14 protein-coding genes and 1 pseudogene are annotated in these 20,520 nt (G+C 37.0%); 8 read left to right on the plus strand and 7 right to left on the minus strand.

What is annotated here, in order from left to right; all coding sequences use genetic code 11:
- Positions 1-49 precede the first annotated feature (49 nt).
- Together VKJ25_RS05060 and VKJ25_RS05065 are read right to left on the minus strand one after the other, a co-directional pair.
- On the minus strand, positions 50-643 hold the full coding sequence (locus VKJ25_RS05060; RefSeq protein ID WP_324235535.1) for a hypothetical protein: 594 nt from the start codon (positions 641-643) through the stop codon (positions 50-52).
- Positions 644-800: 157 nt separating this feature from the next.
- A complete protein-coding gene (locus VKJ25_RS05065; RefSeq protein WP_324235536.1) occupies positions 801-1,076 on the minus strand; it encodes a hypothetical protein in 276 nt (91 codons plus the stop codon).
- 30 nt (positions 1,077-1,106) lie between these two features.
- Between VKJ25_RS05065 and VKJ25_RS05070 the strand changes: the two are divergent.
- From VKJ25_RS05070 to VKJ25_RS05095, 6 genes and pseudogenes are all read left to right on the plus strand, one after another.
- Positions 1,107-1,508: pseudogene (locus VKJ25_RS05070) on the plus strand (chromosome segregation protein SMC); the annotation flags it as partial.
- Positions 1,509-1,774: 266 nt separating this feature from the next.
- Positions 1,775-2,551 (plus strand): glucose-1-phosphate cytidylyltransferase, encoded by a 777-nt coding sequence (gene rfbF, locus VKJ25_RS05075; RefSeq protein ID WP_324235537.1) that lies wholly within the window; start codon positions 1,775-1,777, stop codon positions 2,549-2,551.
- Between the two features lies 1 nt (position 2,552).
- Complete coding sequence (locus tag VKJ25_RS05080) at positions 2,553-3,554, plus strand: GDP-mannose 4,6-dehydratase (RefSeq protein ID WP_324235538.1); 1,002 nt, start codon at positions 2,553-2,555, stop codon at positions 3,552-3,554.
- Complete coding sequence (rfbC, locus tag VKJ25_RS05085; protein WP_324235539.1) at positions 3,551-4,108, plus strand: dTDP-4-dehydrorhamnose 3,5-epimerase; 558 nt, start codon at positions 3,551-3,553, stop codon at positions 4,106-4,108. The genes VKJ25_RS05080 and rfbC overlap by 4 nt, the downstream gene beginning before the upstream one ends.
- A 95-nt stretch (positions 4,109-4,203) precedes the next feature.
- Positions 4,204-5,118 carry an NAD-dependent epimerase/dehydratase family protein gene (locus VKJ25_RS05090; protein WP_324235540.1) on the plus strand — a complete coding sequence of 305 codons (915 nt, stop codon included), beginning with the start codon at positions 4,204-4,206 and terminating at the stop codon, positions 5,116-5,118.
- Between the two features lie 68 nt (positions 5,119-5,186).
- Entirely contained in the window at positions 5,187-6,503 is a 1,317-nt protein-coding gene (locus VKJ25_RS05095) for a class I SAM-dependent methyltransferase (protein ID WP_324235541.1), read from the plus strand.
- Between the two features lie 190 nt (positions 6,504-6,693).
- On the opposite strand, the gene VKJ25_RS05100 is transcribed toward VKJ25_RS05095, so the two are convergent.
- The 4 genes from VKJ25_RS05100 to VKJ25_RS05115 form a co-directional block, all read right to left on the minus strand.
- Positions 6,694-9,942, minus strand: a complete 3,249-nt coding sequence (locus VKJ25_RS05100; RefSeq protein WP_324235542.1) for a tetratricopeptide repeat protein — start codon at positions 9,940-9,942, stop codon at positions 6,694-6,696.
- Between the two features lie 341 nt (positions 9,943-10,283).
- Positions 10,284-11,243 carry a glycosyltransferase family 61 protein gene (locus tag VKJ25_RS05105; RefSeq protein ID WP_324235543.1) on the minus strand — a complete coding sequence of 320 codons (960 nt, stop codon included), beginning with the start codon at positions 11,241-11,243 and terminating at the stop codon, positions 10,284-10,286.
- 93 nt (positions 11,244-11,336) lie between these two features.
- Positions 11,337-14,219, minus strand: a complete 2,883-nt coding sequence (locus tag VKJ25_RS05110) for a glycosyltransferase (RefSeq protein ID WP_324235544.1) — start codon at positions 14,217-14,219, stop codon at positions 11,337-11,339.
- Positions 14,220-14,239: 20 nt separating this feature from the next.
- The gene (locus VKJ25_RS05115; protein WP_324235545.1) at positions 14,240-16,519 is read right to left on the minus strand and encodes a tetratricopeptide repeat protein; all 2,280 of its coding nucleotides are present in this window, start codon (positions 16,517-16,519) and stop codon (positions 14,240-14,242) included.
- Between the two features lie 412 nt (positions 16,520-16,931).
- On the opposite strand from VKJ25_RS05115, the gene VKJ25_RS05120 reads away from it, so the two are divergent.
- Positions 16,932-17,066, plus strand: a complete 135-nt coding sequence (locus VKJ25_RS05120; protein WP_324235546.1) for a hypothetical protein — start codon at positions 16,932-16,934, stop codon at positions 17,064-17,066.
- A 645-nt stretch (positions 17,067-17,711) separates the two neighbouring features.
- Positions 17,712-18,773, plus strand: coding sequence for a PRC-barrel domain-containing protein (locus VKJ25_RS05125; RefSeq protein ID WP_324235547.1), 1,062 nt, complete (start codon positions 17,712-17,714; stop codon positions 18,771-18,773).
- 199 nt (positions 18,774-18,972) lie between these two features.
- On the opposite strand, the gene VKJ25_RS05130 is transcribed toward VKJ25_RS05125, so the two are convergent.
- Positions 18,973-20,109, minus strand: a complete 1,137-nt coding sequence (locus VKJ25_RS05130; RefSeq protein ID WP_324235548.1) for a response regulator — start codon at positions 20,107-20,109, stop codon at positions 18,973-18,975.
- Between the last annotated feature and the right edge of the window lie 411 nt (positions 20,110-20,520).

Consider the following 20,520-nt stretch of genomic DNA (forward strand, 5'->3'; position numbering starts at 1 on the left):
TATGAAGTCAGGAGTTAGAAGTTATAACCGAGAATTTAAAATCCCGATATTAATAATTTTCCTTAGAAAAATTATCTTGAATTAATTCCTCAAATTCTGCCACAGAATTAACTCTGATTGTTTCTAGATGTAACTGTTTTAAGAAAGCTAAATCTTCAATATTATTCAGAGTTTCTACCAGAGTTTCTGGGACTGATGAAAATCGCATTTGGAGTAAGTCCAAAATATTTTGTCGGCAAGTTTGTTTGGCTCCTATTTGTTGACCTATTTTTTCACCTCTTTGTTCACCTATTTTTTCACCTATTTGTTGACCTATTTGTTTACCTTTCTCAAGACCACGTTCTTCCATCATACATAAAAGTTCCACTTTTTTTTCCTCCTCATATTGATTAATTTTTGTTTCTAGATTTTGTTGTAATGCTGGAGGCAATGTCATCATTTTATCTATGAATTTAAACAAGTTAATAATATCAAACTTGCTTAATCCTTTTTCATATAAACTTCTGACTAATTGCCATTTCCATTCTTCTCGCTCTGTGAAATCTCTGGTGGTACTCTTAGTCTTTAAGTGTGCCATTACTATCATAGCAAAAACATTGTTACTTGCTGATAATTCTTCCCACTTATAATCTAAGAGTTTCACAACATAAAAGTCTAATCTAATCCGACTTTTTTTGAACCCAGACTTATATGAACTGGGACGCCATCTTCAGTTATCAGTTATCAGTTATCAGTTATCAGTTATCAGCATTTTTGTTAGAGATAGTTTTCATTATCCATTATCCATTATCCATTATTAATTATTCTTGGTCGTACTGACTTTGAACTTCTATATGAACTAACAGCCATTTTTCTTCGTTGTTTAATAGCCAAACTTTAAATAATTTGTCAGCATAACGTTTTTCTGTTGTGGCTGAGGCAGTAATTTGCTCTAGTTCTTTATCTAAAGAAATTGGCGTTTTTTTCCAATTAATGGAGTTGTGAATTTCTGGATAAAAAAAGCTGAGGAAAGATGGCAAATATTCTCCAATTGCTGCTTTCCACGGTTCATCATAATTGGCGGTTATTTCTATCATTAATTAGAAGTTATAAAGTCTGATTTTACTAATTCTCCCACAATTTTTGCCACACTTTCCGAAGGAGATAGTTATTTACAATTAGATAATCAAGAATATCCCTTTAATAGTGGGTTAAACTTAGTCGCTCACCCGAAAGGAAAACCAGTTCAAAGATTAGCATCTATGTCTGGAGGAGAAAAATTTTTAACAGCTTTAAGCTTTATTTTTGCCCTCCAACGTTATCGCCCATCTCCTTTTTATGCTTTTGATGAAGTAGATATGTTTTTAGATGGAGCGAATGTAGAGCGATTAGCTAAAATGATAAAACAACAAGCACAACTAGCTCAATTTATTGTAGTTACTCTGGGTCGGCCTATGATGGAAGCATCCGAACGTACTATTGGTGTTACTCAAGCAAGAGGCGCTCATACTCAAGTTTTAAGAATCTAAGATGTAGGATAAAAAAATAGAAACTAAAAAGCCAAAAGAAACCCGGTTTCTGAGTTAGAAGCTGGGTTTCTGAGTTATCAATCAAGAAACCGGGTTTCTGAGTTATCAGCAAGAGGTATACCCGCGCGAGCAAGATGCTTGCACTAAATATCATCAAAAAATAAATTGATTTAGAGTTTTACAGTTCCTTATGATACAATGGAAAATTATCCATTATCAAAAGGAGTATTAAGAATGCTTATTTCAGAAGAAAAACAGGAACAAAAATGAAAGTAGTTATTCTAGCCGGTGGTATGGGAACCCGCTTAAGAGAAGAAACCGAATACCGTCCTAAACCATTAGTGGAAGTGGGAGGGCATCCGATTATTTGGCACATAATGAAGCTCTATGCTCATTATGGTTTTTGGGATTTTATTATTTGCTTGGGTTATAAAGGCAATTTAATTAAGGAGTATTTTCTTAATTACGAGGCCATGAATAATGACTTTACCATTAATTTAGGTCGTTCCCAGGAAATTACTTACCATAACCTCCATCAAGAGCAGGACTTTCGCGTGACTCTGGTCAATACTGGTTTGGAAACTATGACTGGGGGGCGAGTTGCTAAAGTTAAACAATATATTAATGAAGATTTATTTATGGTGACTTATGGTGATGGTCTGGCAGATATTAATATTAAAGATTTGGTAGAATTTCATAAAAGTCATGGAAAAATGGCTACTGTCACTACGGTACAACCGCTTTCTCGTTACGGAGTTTTAGATATTGACAAGGAAGCTAGGGTATTGAAGTTTGGGGAAAAGATTAAAGACGATAAAATAGTGAGCGCTGGTTTTTTTGTGTTTGACCGTCGAGTGTTTGATTATTTATCCGCGGAAAATTGTGTTTTAGAAAAAGACCCATTAGAAAAGTTGGCAGCAGAAGGTCAACTAATGAGTTATTATCATTCTGGTTTCTTTTATGCGATGGATACTTTTAAGGAATATCAGGAGTTGAATAAGATGTGGAAGTTGGGTCAAGCACCTTGGAGAATTTGGGAATAATATGCAGGTAAATGATTTTTGGGGCGATCGCTCTGTCTTTATTACTGGCTGTACTGGTTTACTAGGCAGTTGGATGGTAGCTGAGTTGGTGGAGCGGGGGGCAAAAGTTACTGGTTTGGTACGGGACTTGGTGCCGAAATCTCGCCTTTATACTGACGATCGGGCGGATAAAATTAATATAGTCCGAGGTGGTGTTGAGGATTTGGATGTTATTGAAAGGGCGATCGCTGAATATGAAGTAGATACGGTTTTTCATCTGGCGGCCCAAACCATTGTGGGAGTGGCCAATAAACATCCTTTGGGGACTTTTGAAGCTAATATTAAAGGAACTTGGAATGTATTGGAAGCTTGTCGTCGGGTGGGGGGTGTGAGTCGCATTGTTATTGCCTCTAGCGACAAAGCTTATGGAGACCAGGAGGTTTTGCCCTACAATGAAACTACCCCGTTACAAGGAGAACATCCCTACGACGTTTCTAAAAGTTGTGCAGATTTAATTAGTCGTACTTATTATGTTTCTTATGGGTTGCCCATCTGTATTACCCGTTGTGGTAATTTTTACGGTGGGGGAGATTTGAATTTTAATCGCATTGTACCGGATACTATTAGGTCTGCTTTGCGGGATAAACCTGTGACTATTCGTAGCGATGGTACTTATATCCGGGATTATTTTTATGTTAAAGATGGAGTTTTGGCTTATTTGCATTTGGCAGAACAAATGGATAGAAAAGAAATTTTAGGGGAAGCTTTTAATTTTAGTAATGAGTTACAAATTACGGTATTAGAGTTGGTGCGTAAAATTTTGGTGTTAATGAATAAAACCAATCTAGAACCTGTTATTTTAAATCGGGCAACTAACGAGATTAAACATCAATATTTATCGGCAGAAAAGGCTCGTAAATTGTTAAAATGGCATCCAGAATATACTTTGGAAAAAGGTTTACAAGAGACAATTAAATGGTATGATGGTTTTCTGAATTTAACTGATTTCAACAAATATAAATGAAAATGAAATTAATTGAAACCAAACTGACTGGATGCTATATTATCCAGCCCAGAGTTTTTCAAGATGAAAGAGGGAGTTTTGTCAAGACTTTTCATCAAGAAACATTTGAAAAATACAAATTAGAAACAAAATATGTTGAGGAAGTTTATTCTATTTCTCATCAAAATGTTTTAAGAGGTTTACATTTTCAAATACCACCTCACGATCATACTAAACTGGTTTATTGTCTTTTTGGTCGAGTAATTGATGCTGTGGTAGATTTACGGGTAGGTTCGCCTACTTACGGACAATACGAAACCTTCGAGTTAAGCCAGGAAAATGCTCATATCTTATATATACCAACTGGTTTTGCTCATGGTTTCTATGCTACTAGCGAAAAAGCTATTCTGGTTTACAATCTTTCCAGCATTTATGCTCCTAACCACGATCGCGGAGTACGCTGGGATTCCGTAGGAATATCTTGGCCTATTGGTGAGACTAACCCTATTATTTCCGAGCGCGATCGCGCATTTTTACCTTTTTCTGAGTTTGAAAGTCCCTTTATTTATGAATAATAAATTGCTTTCAGAAACCCGGTTTAAATTGCTTTCAGAAACCCGGTTTCTCCAAGAAACCGGGTTTCTAACCACGTTATATTAATCATAAATTAATGAAAAAAACGGTTTTAGTTACAGGTGCAACAGGTTTCATCGGTAGTCAGTTAGTTAAACACCTACTTAAATATAATTATCAAGTTATTATTCTCAAGCGTAGTTTTTCTGACACCAAAAAGATTGAGGATTGCTTGTCAGAGATAACTGCTTATGACATAGATAAATGCAGCATAGAAAAACCCTTTCAAGACTTTGGAAAAATTGATGCAGTAGTTCACACAGCAACAGCTACTGGCCGCCGTCAAGAGAGTCTAATAGAAATATTTGAAACTAATACTGCATTTCCTTTAAAATTGTTAAATGCAGCTAAACATTTCCAGACCAAAACTTTTATTAACACCGATACTTATGTAAATAAAATCAATCTTCCCTATCAAGAATTAGGGAGTTATTCTCTTTCTAAAAAGCATTTCCAACAGTGGGGAAAACAAATTGCTCTAGCTCATCAGATCGAGTTTTTTAATGTTAGATTAGAATACGTTTTTGGTGTAGCAGATTATCCTAACAAACTCATACCATTAGTAATTAAAAAAATTTTAAGCAATGCCTCTGAGGTAGAACTTACTTCAGGGGAACAGCAACGAGATTTTATTCATGTTGAGGATGTAGTTTCGGCCTATTATTTACTGTTGGAAAAAGAATCCGAACCGTCACAATATTATCAAGAATATGAAGTAGGAATGGGTAAAGCAATTTCTTTGCGACAACTTATAGAAATGCTGAAAGAGCTTACAGAAGTTCAAACAGAATTAAAATTTGGAGCTTTACCTCAACGTTCAGGTGAAATTATGTTTTCTCAAGCTGATACTAAAGCTATGAAAAAAATTGGTTGGTATCCTGCTAAAAGTTTAAAAGAACGTTTAATGCAAACCATTGAAGGCGAAAAAACGCTAAAAGAGCAAGCAAGCTGAAGAAATTGCTATTTTTTACCAAATTACTTGTAAAATACTACCATAGTCCGATTTATTGAAAAAAACAAATGACTCAATCAACTTCTTACTCTAGAGAAATTACTAAATGCCGAGTTTGTGGCAACGAAAAACTTACCCCAGTTTTAAGTCTGGGGAGTCAACCCCTGAGCGGAGTTTTTCCATCCGCTGACTCTCCCGATCCATCCACTTCTCCTTTAGATTTAGTAATTTGTGATGGTGATGAATCTGTCTGTCGAACCCTGCAACTCCAACACAGTGCTAATGTATCGGAAATGTATGGTACTACCTACGGTTATCGTTCCTCAACCAGTCGGACAATGCGCAGTCACCTACAAGGTATTGTTACAGAAGTTTTGGAAATGGTACAACCTAATCCTGGGGATTTGGTTTTAGACATTGGTTGCAATGATGGTACTTTGCTGAACTTTTATCGAGAACGCAACCTAACTCGCATAGGTATGGATCCCTCAAGTAAAAAATTCGCAGATAATTTTGATACAGATATTCAAGTTATCTATGATTTCTTTTCTGCTGATGGGGTGCGGGAAATGGTGGGCGATCGCAAATGTAAAATCGTTACTTCCATAGCCATGTTTTATGACTTGGAAGACCCAATAGACTTTATGAAGCAAATTCATTCTGTTTTAGCTCCAGATGGGGTTTGGGCGTTTGAACTTTCCTATATGCCGCTGATGTTGACCAATCTGACTTACGACCAGATTTGCCACGAACACTTAACTTACCTGGGTTTGCAGCAGATTCAATGGATGGCCGAACGGGCTGGCCTCAAAATACTTGATGTCAGTTTGAATTTTGTTAATGGTGGGAGTTTTCGGATTATAGCTGCCCACAAGGATAGTGCCATGAAGCCTAACTATGAGGTTATCAAAAAACTTCTTGATGCTGAAGCGCCCCTCGCAACAATGGCTCCTTTTGACCGATTCCGCAATCGGATTATTCAACATCGCGATGAGGTAAGAGCATTTTTTGATACGATGCGTTCCTCTGGTAAGAAAGTTTATGGGTATGGAGCTTCGACTAAAGGAAATATTGTTTTGAACTATTGTGGCATTACCCCAGAGGATTTAGTAGCTATTAGCGACCTGCAACCTCAAAAAGATGGTTTGCTTACGCCAGGAAGTCGTATTCCCATTATAACTCACGAAAAGTTAAGGGAAGCACATCCAGATTATGCTATGGTATTGATTTGGCATTTGCGTCGGGAAGTGATTGAGGATGAGATTAACTACTTAGAAAAAGGAGGGAAGTTGGTATTCGATTTACCGCGTCCCCATACAGTTAATTTTGAAAACTATCAGCATTATTTGAATGCTTCCTTTGAAGACCTAGCATTTTCTTTGTAAAACATAACAGCAGCACCTATTTGTTACAAATAAGTGCTGCTGTTTTACAGCGGTTTTCATTTGAATAAACCACAGTAGGGACGTTGCATGCAACGTCCCTACAGAATTATCGCTTTTTTCGTGTGGCTCATTGACCTGAAAGCGGCTGTATGCCCTTAGAACAGACATCTTGTCTGTTCTGTGTAGGTTTTCATTCTGCCTCAAGTATTGTAGTAATAACTTTTTTCAACTTATTTATGTTCGTTTCCCAGCCATTAGCTGTTTTTTTACCTAATAGCAAGTACAAACTGTATTCACTCCAAGCACACATCCTATAATTGTATGTACACGGAGAAGTACCCGGAGGCATTATTACGACAATAGTTGTATTTGGATGACACATAACCGAGTTGAGAATACCTGCACCGTGGGGGCTAACTACAAAAGAAGCATAATTCATTAGCATGGCTTTTTCTTCAAAACTCAACCTTTCGGCATAAACAATCGAAAATCCTAAGCTCGCCATCAACTCCTCTACTTCTGCTTCATTAGTCATTGCTCTGTTAGTGGAATGTTTTCTTGAAATATACACATAACGAGCGCGATATTCTGAGGGTATATCGGAACGCTTTGCTACGATTGACTCTCTCAATTTTCTGTAAATATCAATTATCTCTGCATTGTGTTGATAGCAGCTAATTATGAAATATTTAAACTTCTGCTCTTGTTTCACCAAAATTCTCTCTCTTGGTATGTTCAAAGCATTAAAGATTTCCCAGTGGCTATCCATAATGTGGGGAACAAATATTTTACACGATAAATTCAGTTTTTGATACAGAATCAAACTAGGAATTTGGTCGAACAGTAAATGACCGTAGTTCTGGTATGCACCCCAAATTCCCCAAACATTAGGTATGCCGAAAACTACTTCATCCTCGTAATAACTATCTAGTTTTTTTTGACTTATAGCAATTTCCTCAAAAAAGCCTCTAGAATCGAAAACTTTCATACTGTCTTTAGAACAAGCCTTGCTATAAATAATGTTTTGTTCAGAGTTTTCAGCCTTCTCACTGTCTAGTTCATGAATAAACTCTTGAGATACTAAACTGCAATAGTAAAACCAAGGTAGAATATATCCCTCAGAAATACCATAAGGAGGCTCGCAAATAAAATCCTTAAATATCTCTATAGTTTGCCTGCTTCTCAGCTTAAGCCAACTTGCCAATTTCCCAACTTTAGCTGGAAAATACTCCTTTTCTTCATCCATTAACCCGGGTAAATATTTTACTGTAGCTTCTGTCTGAAATTTAGGCATCCATTCGTCAGCACCTATTACATAGCGTGCTGACGATGATAAGCCCTCAAAACGCAACTCATTAATTAATGACAGTGGAATTTCTGTGCGAAGCAGCTTAACCTTTCTCCACTCGCTGCTATTTAATCTCTGGGATTCTTTTTCCAGGAGTTGAATAGCCATATTGAAGTGTTTTAAGACTAACAAATCCTGCTCTTTACAATCCTCTTGAGTAGCAATAACTTGCGAAAACAATTCTTTTAATATCTTTAACTTCGGCAGCAACGAAGAAGCATCTTTAGCTACGGGTGCAGGATAATTCCTTCGATATAATAATATATTATCTGTTAACTGAGCTAAAGAAACAACATCCTTAGCACTATTCGGTTGTTTTGTAACCAGTCGGTCAAGTAACAAACCTAATTCCTGAATAGAAGTTAAACCTGTCCCCAGTAGTTTAACCTCTGGATATAAACCCCGCTGCTGATGGAAACTTAAAATTTGCTCGTACTTCGCCTCAGCTTCAGTTTCGCGACCTAAATATTTTAATTCCGTTGCCGCCAGTATATAGGCATCAATAGCTTTTTGAGGATCGTAAGACTCGCTCGCTCGCTCAAACCTCTCCAAAGCTAACTCTCTATTTCCTTGTTGGCTTGCTAAAATTCCCCCTTGGAGCAAAACCGTTAAATTATTAGGATTTCTCTGCAAAGCCTCTCGGTATTTTGCCTCAGCCTCAACAAAACGCCCCATGGCCATCAATTCTTTAGCAGCCTCACAGTAGGCCGGAATATGCCCAGGGAACTTTTCCATAATTTGTTCAAACCTTTGCCAAGCAAATTTCCGATTTCCCAAATGCCTCGCTAGAGTAGCACTTTTGGACAATCCTTCATGGCGATGGGGATATTTAGCAATAACTTTTTTCCACCAAGTTTCTGCTTCTTCATAACGAGACAGAATAGCTAGTGCATCCCCTTTTGGCAAATAAAAATTAAAATAGTTGGGAAACTTTTCTAAAGCATTTTCCCACCGTTGTAATGCCAACTCCCAATCTGGCAAGCTCTGAGCTACTCTAGCATAACCCTCATAACCATGATGCTGATTTGGATACTTTTCTATTAACTGTTGAAAAACCCCCTCTGCTTCTTTAAACCGAGATAAATTGATTAAAGCATTGCCTTTTCCAATTTGAAACCAGATATATTCGGGAAACTTAGCAATACCATCTGACCACCGCTTTAATGCCAACTCCCAATCAGCTAAATGATGACTTACCTTAGCATAACCCTCATAACCATGATGCTGATTTGGATACTTTTCTATTAACTGTTGAAAAAACGCCTCTGCTTCTTTAAACCGAGATAAATTGATTAAAGCACTGCCTTTTTGGTGCTGAAAACTGATATATTGGGGAAACTTAATTGCTGCCTCCGACCACCGTATTAATGCCAATTCCCAATTACCTAAACTATGACTTACCTTGGCATAACCTTCATAACCATGAGGTTGATTTGGATACTTTTCTATTAACTGTTGAAAAACCACTTCTGCTTCTTTAAATCTGCTTAAAGTAATTAAATTATTGCCACAATTACGATAAATAGACATCGGTTGTTGAGGGTTGAGAAATAATGCTTGTTGGTAAAACTCAACAGCTTCTTTTATCTTTCCTTCCTTATTTAACTTATCCCCATTATCCACAAAATTTTTAGCAATATCTGTTTGCAACCAAGAGATTTTTTGAGTTGCCTTGAAGTGATTTGGATTAAGAGAAAGCACTTTTTGCCAAGTTGTTAATTCCTGCGCAAAATCCGATTTGGCTTCATAAACTAAAGCTAATGTTTGATAATAAATTGCCAAATTTGGTTCGAGAGAAATAGCTTTTTTTGAGGAATTAATTGCCCGATCTAATTCTCCTTGTTTGATTAATGCTTCGGCTAAACTATTATACAAGTTGGCAGAATTAGGATTAAGTTTAATAGCCTGTTGATATTGGGCTACGGCATCAGACCATTTTTGTTGTTGGACAAACACTTGCCCCAAATAATAGTAATTCCAGGCAAAATTAGGTTTTTGATCTATGAGTTTCTGATATTCTTGGCACGCATCATCCAATCTACCCGCTTTTAATAGTTGATTAGCAGTTTTGAGAGAACTGGTATAAGCCATGAATTTTTTAGAAGTTTGAGTGTAATATTATGTTAGGATAATCACTTATAAGTATACTTTTTATTTGTAGTCGGGCTAAATCCCTAATTTTAGATAAGTTTTCAGCCTTAATACGAGCTTCAATTATAATAAGTATTTAACCAAATATGATATAACTTTGCAAGTTATTGTTTTTAGTCTACCAGATTTTGATTTTATACTATGTGAACAATCCAGAATTAACTTTGAAAAAAGTGTTTGAATTTTTAGGCAAGGAATATAATCAGAAAGTTATAGAATTTTATTGGATAGAAAACGCTGGTATAGTATATTCCTAAAACACCTAATCTTTGCATATGCTATCATACAAGTAGCAGATTTTCTATTAGCTGACTCAAATCATTTGTATCAACTTGAATGTTACGGCTGTTTGAATTTCTTTCATCCCTCTCGCTAAAATTTCCTACTAAAAATCTGTACTCACACCCAACGTGTTTTGCTATTTGGTAAAATAAGCTGCTTATATAACAGGGAGCAAAAATTTCTAAGACCTTTGTTTTCGGATTACAAAAAGCCAGGTTAGTCAGTCCAGCACCATGGGGTGCAAGGACAAAAGAAGCATTCGGCATTAACTTTACCTGGGAATCAAAGGCTATTTTTTCAAATTCATACGTTATAAAACCATATTTTTTGAGAATTAATTCAACCTCAGCAGCATTTTCAATTGCTCTCAATCCCCTACTTTTCCTACTTATATAAATACGTTTCTCTTCTTCACTATTTTTTTCAATTTTAGCAAGAAAAGAATTACGAAGAAATTCAACCATCCATTGACTGACTTGATGATTTCCCGTTCTTCTTTCCGAAGGGATGCTCAGTCGCTCGGCTGAAAGCATCATTCCAGGTTCGGCTATAAGCACTTGGGCTTCATTAATGCCAAGAGCAGAAATAACTTTTTGTCCATACTTGGAATTAATCTTAGGAAAAATTATATAGTCTAATTCTTCTAAGTTTCCAAGTGCTTTGATTCGCGAAACACAATCAATCATCCAATGAAAATAGTTGTTAGTACCTGCAAGTTGAGATGCTAATACACCTACCGAACCTGATATATGATTCTGAGCTTGAGTAGAAGACTCATCAATCCAAAAATTACAGTCGTCTTCAAATGATATAGAACAGCATTCATAAGTATCACAGTAGTGAAAAGGTTCATTCTTGTAATATCCCAGAATTGAGATAGTATTGTCAATATCCTGACTGATGCCGATGGGAGACTCGTATCCCCAGGAATAGGCATCCGATACAATTTTTCTCTTCATTTTATATTGATACCTTAATTAATTTCAAATGTTTAGTTCTTAGTTGCCTGCAACATATAGCTCTATAAATTCATACATCAGTTTTGTCCACAATTATTTAGAAAAGCCAGACATTTTTGCATAAAGAACCTGATAACCAAATAGTTCAACAACCTTAAACGTTGTTGCTAAGGGAGATATATCTGCCAAAACATAATTAAAAAATGTTTGGTAGTATTCTTGGCGGCATAAGTAAAGTTTATTATTTCCATAGCAGAAAGGTGCCAAACCCTGACTAGAATTAGAGCCAAAATAAGTAACTACACCCTCCATTACTCCAGGCCAGCGTAGATTAACAAAATCATCGACAATAATAATACCACCATCTGATAGAGTTTCTTGAGCAAGGGCCAAGTCGTTCAGAACATGGTTGACTGTGTTACCACCATCTACACTAAACAATCGTGCATATTTTCCTTCTGATAAAGTCAAAATTTCACCAGGGGTAAGCAACAGAGAATCAGAACTTAAGATTCTCAACTGCTTTTCGTTGTCTATCCATTGGTTAAAGTTTTTGGTAAATTGAAGGCTATCTCCTTTACCAGAATTATCAATATTGGCACTTTGATTTTCAAAACAATCAATAGCAATTAAAGGACTTTCAGAATCTACCATCATTGCTAAAGCTATAAATAGCCTACCATGATGAACGCCAATTTCACAAACGCTACCAGATAAACTATGAACATTTTGAAAATGAGCCAACATACTTATGGTTAATAAAGCCCCATCCTCGACCCATCCAGGTACTTTCTTATGTCCGTCCTCGACAACATAAGACTCGTAGGATTTATGGGGCATAGAAGAAATAGCATATTTTGGGGAAGAATCTGGTATGCTATCAGACTGAATACCAAAATTTTTTGATATATCTTTGGGAGATGAACCTCTAAGTGGTACTGAATTATAATCGATTTCTTCTAGTCCTAAAGAGTCAAAATCATCTCTCTTTAAAACCAGAGAAAGAAATTCAGCAGTGCGTAAACCTTCTTTCTCCAAACTATAATTTTCAACCGTACTTTTTGCATTAGCAAGATGGGTTTGAAAAGAATCAGGTTTAGTTATAAAGCTTTCTAAAGCTTCCACAATTTCTTGTTGATTCAAAGGATTGATAAGCAAGCAATTATAGTTATGCTTGGCATATTGGGTAATGCCACCTTCCCGCGTCAGAACCGGGAAAACTCCACAGGCCATTGCCTCTAAACCAGGTCTGCCAAACCCTTGAAAAGTTGAGCAGTCTAGCAAAATGCTTGACTCATTTAGGGCGCGAGCAACATCTTCCATTCGGGTTAAAAGACCATAATCTTTACAAGGAAACGGCAACTTTGTCATATCATAGCCAAAACCATAGAGCGCTAAAATTACATGAGGGTAACGACGATGGATTTCAGCATAGACAGAGATGACCATTTCAAAATTACGTCTTTCTGACTGTGGGCGACCCAGGGCAATTATCTGTAGTTTGCGTTCAGTATTAGTGTTGTGGAAATAGTCCAGATTCAGACCTAGAGGGATACGGTGAACTTTGCCCGGGAACTCCTCCATTTTACACTTTAGCCATCTCGTTTTGACAATTTTATCTGGGATCATATAATAGGTTTGTTCTGCCGCTTTTTGCAGGTTTTTGTAGTTATCGTTATAAAAGTCAGGTTCATAATCCTGGACGAAATAGCAAAGGCGCAGATTGGCTCGTTTTTTCTGGAGAAGATAAGCAGGATAAACCGTACTCCAGTGAGTCGCAACTATCAGGTCACAGTCTGGAAACTCAGCTACCATTTCTTCCATGCTAGAAAATCTAAAAGGATTAAAAAACATAGGAAATAGTTGTAGTACCTGCTCATCAACTTCCCCATAAGTAGCAATATTAGCATCAAAACCATTAATAATAAGTTGGTTGACAATCTGCAAAACAGATATAATGCCACCATACACTTTGAGTGCTGGCAGAATATATAATATTCTTGGGCTGTCATTATTTACTAATGCTTGCCCTTTTGGAGTAATGGGTAGCGGTAGTTGCTCCGATAGCTTTAGGGCTTCAATTTCTGCACCGACTGACCTCTTGTCAATAGGGTACTTACACGCCTGGGAACTAGCATCCTTAAAGGCCGAATTTCGGCACAGTAGGTCAGGATACTTTTTTTTGTCCTCAATAACTGCACGTTCCATATAGCTGATTGGATTATGTGAACGCCATTGTTTTTGATAAGCTTCGTAATCTTTAGACCACCGTTCCATAAATATCCCTTTGTTGTGCTTCATATTAAAATCGCGACCTGATTCCAAAAAGCTACCCCATCCATGGTGATAAACAAACAAGGTTTCATCGACAACAACTCGAAGATTACGACTAAGAACTTTCATGCAAAAATCTGCTTCTTCCCAATAACCACGACCATATACTGGGTCAAATCCACCCAAATCCTGGAATATTTCACGACGCACAGCGAAAAAGAACCCGGAGGCATTGTTTATGTCAGAAAGTCTGTTTTGAGATATCTGCTCTAGCTGTTTTTGTAGTGAGTGTATATTATGACCAGGAGGAATAGTCCAGCATATTCGAGTCCAGTTTGCCCAATTTGATACAGCCGTTAATACCCCGATTGTAGGATCGGTATCAAAGGCATCCGCAACTTTTTCTAAAAATCTTTCAGGAACACAAGCATCAGAGTTAACAAAGACAATATAAGGATTTGTCCCTGTCATGCCACCACGATTAGCAGAATATAAGTAACCTTTATTATTTTCGTTTACCAGCAATTTTACCTTTGGGCTATTTTTGTTGGCAACTAACTCAAGCTGAGTTCTTACATAGTTATTACAGCCGTCATCAACAATATAAAGTTGATAGGGAAGACTTCCAGACTTAAGTATACTATTCAAGCAACTCCGAGCATGGTGGATGGCCTGATAAACAGGTACTACAATATCGAACATAATTATTTTTGTGGTTGTTTTTAGAGGTTAGATACTTTTTTATAGAGATTTATGTACCGATCGGCTATTGTCGTAACTGCATGTTTTTCACAGAAAACTCGACACATATATTTGTAGTGATCGGGATAAGGGGATAGCATTACGCTTTTGATTGCATCTAAAAGTGAATCTCGCTCTCTATGTTTATACAAAAATCCTGTGTTATCTTGTTCTACATACTCTCTAAGTAAACCAATGTCTGGAACAATTACAGGAGTTTGATAAGATATTGACAAAATCACTGAACTAGAAACCCATATATCCTGAAATGAGAAGATAGAGGCATCCAATGAAGAAATCCAAGCTGACATCTCATCGAAGGGAATTTTTCCTGGTTGGAGTAAAACATTATTTGGCAGATTAGCCTTTAACTTATCAACATAAGTCTGCGATCCTGGATTCCCAGCAATGATTAACTTTGGTGTAGGCTTTTCGTCTGTCAACTTTGCAAAAGTTTCTATCTGAAATTCTAAGCCTTTGTAAGGCTTAATCTCTCCAATGCTACCAAATAAGAAACCATCAGTCTCAAGTCCCAGACGACGGCGTGCTCCAGTTTTTGGTAATAAGTCCCCATAAACCAAATCGAAAGCAGGATGGGGAATTACAGTAATTTTATCAGGAGGACATACCGAAGAGAGTATTTTCTTTGCCCCATAACCCAAAACAATCACTCGATCGACTATATCTAGAACCTTTTGTTGGAGTTCAATATCGACAGATGCAAACTGGCGATCGTGAGGAAGAGGGTTATGTTTAGTCCAGACAATCTTACCACCCTCTTTTTTGATATTTCCTAGGAAGTCAAGCAATGACTTAGCACGTTGACGTATGCTTGATTCTGCCTTATCACCAGGGTGATAGAGAGGATCGAGCTGATGAAAATGGATAACAGTAGGTTTCGGCATTGCCAGACAGGATTTGATGACATCATCTCGGTTCGTAGTGAAACGAAAATTAATGTCAGAGTGCTTCATAACTTCTGTGGGGATTATCGTGTAAAAAGGATTGCGAGTTTTTTCTGGCGTAAACTGTAAAACATTAACAGTAACAACCCTAGAATTATTTTTACTAGAAATAGAAACTCTTGGCCATTCTTTATTATGAGTGTCTGGGTTCAGAGCGATCGCCTTCCCATAAACCTCAACCGCCTCTTCCTTTTTCCCCAACTCCTTCAACACATCTCCCAACTGCTGCCAAACCACAGCGGACTTAGGATACAACTCCACAGACTTCCTTAACTCAATCTCCGCTTCACTCCAATATCCCAACCGCATCAAAGCATACCCCAACTGATACCTCACCACGGCAGACTTCGGATTAACCTCTAGCACTAACCGATACTCAACCACTGCTTCTTCCCATCTTCCCAACTGCGTATGAGCATACCCCAAATCATGCCTTACCTCGGCTTTCTCAAAACCCAAATCAATAGCCTTTTTATACTCACCAACTGCCTCTGACCATCTACCCAACTGCCCTAAAGCCTGACCTAAACCAAAGAATACTTCACCAGAAACAATTGACAAAACCACCACACTATGGTAAGTATCTACCGCTTCTGACCACCGTCCCAACTTACCCAAAGCTTTGGCCAAACCAACACCACAGTCTACCCTACTCGAATCAATATCCCAACTCTGCTGATAAAACTCCACTGCCTCCGACCATTGTTGTTGTCCTGACTTAGCTTCTGCCCAATAATAATAAATATCTGGTAAGTAGGGAGTAGGGGGTAGGGAATAGGAAGTAGGGGGTAGGGACGTTGCATGCAATGTCCCTACAGGATTAGGGTGCAACGTCCCTACAGGATTAGGGTGCAATGTCCCTACAGGATTAGGGTGAGGAGATTGAGAATCTAAAGAAAACTGAATCATTTGATCAAGACAGTCCTCTACCTCTGACCATTTTCCCAACTTCAGCAACGCACTGGCCAAATCTAGATAAAAATTACACACATCTTTTCTTATTTCTAGCGCTCGGCGAAAATAATCTACGGCCTCGGTCAATTGGCCTTGCTTGCTCAACATTCTCCCCAAATAATTTAAAAGCAAAGGATTCTGGGGATTTATGGCCACTGCTTGACGTAAAGCAGCGATCGCCTCATCTATGCGTCCCACCTGTTCCAGCACTTTGGCCAAATTTTCGTAAGAGCAAGTAAACTGAGGATTTGCTTGTATGGACTTTTGATAACAAGCGATCGCTTCCCCTAGTTTTCCTTCTTGAAAAAGTTGATTTCCTCTAGCAAAAGCGGTAACACCCATATTAGTTCTTAGTTGTATATTAATCTTAGTTGTATATTAAGTAGGATAATAGCTTTAATAAGTATGCAGTATAAATTAAGAGTTTCACAAAAATTACTTATTTAGTGGAGTTATCTTTAATATACCAAATCCGATTATTAAAACCTACTTTCTCCAAATCATTCTTAACCTTTTGCCTCCTCTTTCCTATGTCCTGCCTTAAACTTCTGAAAAACATCCTATAGAAGCTATTTGGTATCTTTGTAAAAGTGCGAGTTTTTGGTATCGGAGTCAGGAGTCAGGAGTCAGAAGTCAGGAGTGGGAGAAATAAAATAGGGAAAAAAGTAGAAAAATACCTTGATATACCCACACGAACTACACGAACCACAGGAACCACCCTCCCCATCTATTAAAAAAAATAGATACCAACCAAATGGGTTCTATATATAAAGCTCTACTATTAATTCAGTTATTAGCAGTTAGCTGGCTGTTTTCTGCCATTAATTTAGTCGTCTGTGAAGATGACCTCAGCTATGAGCCAAGTATTTTAATCTTTGGCGGTCTTTAATTCAGTTATCAGTTATGGGAAGTTAATTGCCAGTTTCCAGCAAAACATTAACAAGACTTACGAAGAACCACTTTATTAAGACTTAGGCAAACTTGTAGATAAACCTTATTTGTAAGGGGCCAATGTAGAGCGATTACCTAAAATGATTAAACAATAGGCACTGGCAAGCTTAGTTTATGTTTATTGTAGTTAGTCTGGGTCGGCCAATAATAGAATAGTCCGGAGGTAGCATCAATGTTACCCAAGCTAGAGGCGCTCATACCCAAGTTTTACGGATTAAAATATAAAATTGAAGATTAATAATTAAATATTAAGGTAGTATTTTGATTCAAGATATCTAGGTCTAATTTGGGAATTGCATAATTATAGGATGGTATGGAGAACGTAAATTTGAAATTAATAGGACTTAGGTATAGCCAATACTTGTAGGGGCGAATGGCCATTCGCCCCTACATATAATGTAGAGTTTCATGTTTAAATCTTTAAAATGCCTAACTCCTGAGTTACAAACAATTCAAAACCTAGAACTATTTCTCATAAATGCAATACCCTAATTCAATCTAAACTATGCCTCACTAGGCAAGGTTTAATCTGCTCAGACTAAAATCAAAAATATATATAAAATTTAATCGGGATTATTTTATAATGACATCTGAAAAAATCCGCCAACGCTCGGAACTATTAGGAACTCAAGTAATTACTCGTGATAAGGGTAAGCGCCTGGGAGTAGTCAGCCAGTTATGGGTAGATGTGGATCGGCGGGAAGTGGTAGCTGTGGGACTACGGGACAATATATTAGCAGTAGCTGGAATACCCAAGTTTATGTTTCTGAAAGAGGTCCGTGAAATAGGTGACGTTATCTTAGTCGATGATGAAGAAATAATAGAAGAAGAAATTGATACGGAAGCTTATAGCAGCTTAATAAATAGTGAGGTTTTGACAGAAAATGGGGAATTATTAGGCCGAGTTAGGGGCTTCAAATTTGATACCAGAGATGGTAAAGTGGTGTCTTTGATTATCGCTTCTATTGGTATACCCCAAATTCCAGACCAATTTATCAGTACCTATGAACTATCAATTGATGAAATTGTCAGTAGTGGGCCAGATCGTCTAATTGTGTTTGAAGGTTCTGAAGAAAAATTACAGCAGTTAACGGTAGGAGTATTAGAACGTTTGGGTTTAGGGGAAGCTCCTTGGCAAAAAGAGGAGGACGGATTATATTATCCTCCTACTGTTAATCCTGGTAATCAATTAGGTACAGGACAACCAGTTAGTAGTGAACCTATTCGTACAGTAAAACCTTCTATTCAGGAAAAATGGGATGAAGACTGGGCGGAACCTGAGCCAGTTTATCGTGATTATTATGAAGAAGAAGTTGCTCCTTCTCCACGGCAATTAGAACGAGAAGCAGTTTATGATGATTATTATGAGTCAGAACCTATAGCTCCACCACCAGTAAAGCAGGTAAGACCAGAACCTGTTAAGGAGGATTACTATGAGGAAGATAATTGGGGGGACTCAGATGATGGGTATGATGATTATGAAGAGGATAAGAGTCAGCCGAAAGAGTATCAAGCAACTTTAGAGTATCAATATGATGAGGAGATCGAGAAGGATGCTTGGGCTGATGATGAGGCTCCTAAACCTTATCAACCAACTCCTGTAAATATTCCTCAGAAAACTAAGGTGCCAGAATATGAGGAGTAATTAATAATTGATAATTGATAATTGATAATTAATTATTAATTATTCATATAGCCTTTTCCTTTGTAATGTGGGATGGGCATCCTGCCCAGTGTGAAAATATCAGGAACAGTAAACAGGCAGGATGCCTGTTCCACATTCAAGAGGGACATTCCACGTCTTTATTATCCATTAATAATTATTAATTATTAATTATTAATTATTAATTATTAATTATCCATGCGCCTAAATAATTTCCCACTACCTTCACTAAATTAATTAACTGTTGATTTTTGGGCAGACTTTCTCTATTAAAAAATACTAAAATAGCTAATACCTGATTTCTCCACAAAATTGGTACAGCAAAAGCAGATTTTAATCCTATTTTAACAGCAATATTATCACTTTCAAAAATTGTAGGTGATGTTACAGAAATATCTTCTATCCATTCTGTATTTTTACTATGCCAAACTCTACCTAGTAAATCTTTATTCTCATATATTTCTCCCCCCTTACAAAGGGGGGTTGGGGGGGATTCTAAGCCCCCCTTACAAAGGGGGGTTGGGGGGGATTCTAATTTCTGACTAAGCGGGGCAGGGGGAGATTCTAAGCCCCCCTGAGAAAGAGGGGCAGGGGGAGATTCTAAGCCCCCCTGGGTAAGGGGGGTTGGGGGGGATTCTAATTCCTGACTAGGAGTATCAGGAGGAATATTAAGATAGTAAGATTGACTATATACAAGTTGAGAATTATCAGGATTAGGAAGCCAAGCTTCACCATAATCCCACTTAATATTTTCACAAATATATTTGAGGGTAATTTCTAGTGCAGAATGAATATCTAAACTAGCATTAATAGCTGCAGTAATTGATAATAAAAAATTTAGTTGTTCCTCAGAATTTTGACGTTCAATAACTTCTTTTTCTAGCTGGGAATTTTTTTCTTTCAATTGCATTTGCAGTTGATAAATAGATAGTTGATTTTCGACTCTAGCTAATACTTCTCTCAGTTGAAAAGGTTTAGTAATATAATCTCTACCTCCGACTTCAAAGGCTTTAACTTTATCGACTTCTTCACTATAAGCACTCAGAAAAATTATTGGTATTTCTTTAGTTGATTCTAAAGATTTTAATTTTTTACATACTTCATAACCGTCTATATCTGGTAAGTTAATATCGAGTAATATTAAATCTGGTTTAGCAATTTGTGCGCCATTAATGGCAATTTTACCATTAATTGCTTTCCTGACATTATATCCCTGATGCTCTAGCATACTTGATAATAGTCGTAAATTTTCTGGTGCATCATCAACTATTAAAATATTATTTTTATCTGGCAAGTTCTGAAAATTTTTTTTATTCATTTATAATAAAATAAATCTGGTTAACAGAGGATAAACTTTATGATAATCCTATAATTTTATGTGTCAATGCTTCTAGATTTAATCATAGGAATCTGCATAATGAATTCACTTACTAGGCGATCATTAACAGATAATACTGCAAAATGTAATTGTTCTAACCATTCAGAAGACATGATATTGAAAGATTCTTTTATTGCTGCTATTTGTGATTTTGTAGCAACAGAAGAAAAGTTATTTTTTCCTCCTTCCTCCTTCCTCCTTTTTTCTGCCTTCTGAAGAAGAGCAGAGCAATAATTATTAATTACTAATTGCTGAAGTGCTGAGTGCTAATAGCTATTTGCTTACAAATATTCCTGATTTTCTATTAATTCCAGAATAACATCTAAACGAAAATTTTCCACTAGATTTTTT

The sequence above is a fragment of the Okeania sp. genome, assembly GCF_035285525.1.
Taxonomy (GTDB): domain Bacteria; phylum Cyanobacteriota; class Cyanobacteriia; order Cyanobacteriales; family Microcoleaceae; genus Trichodesmium.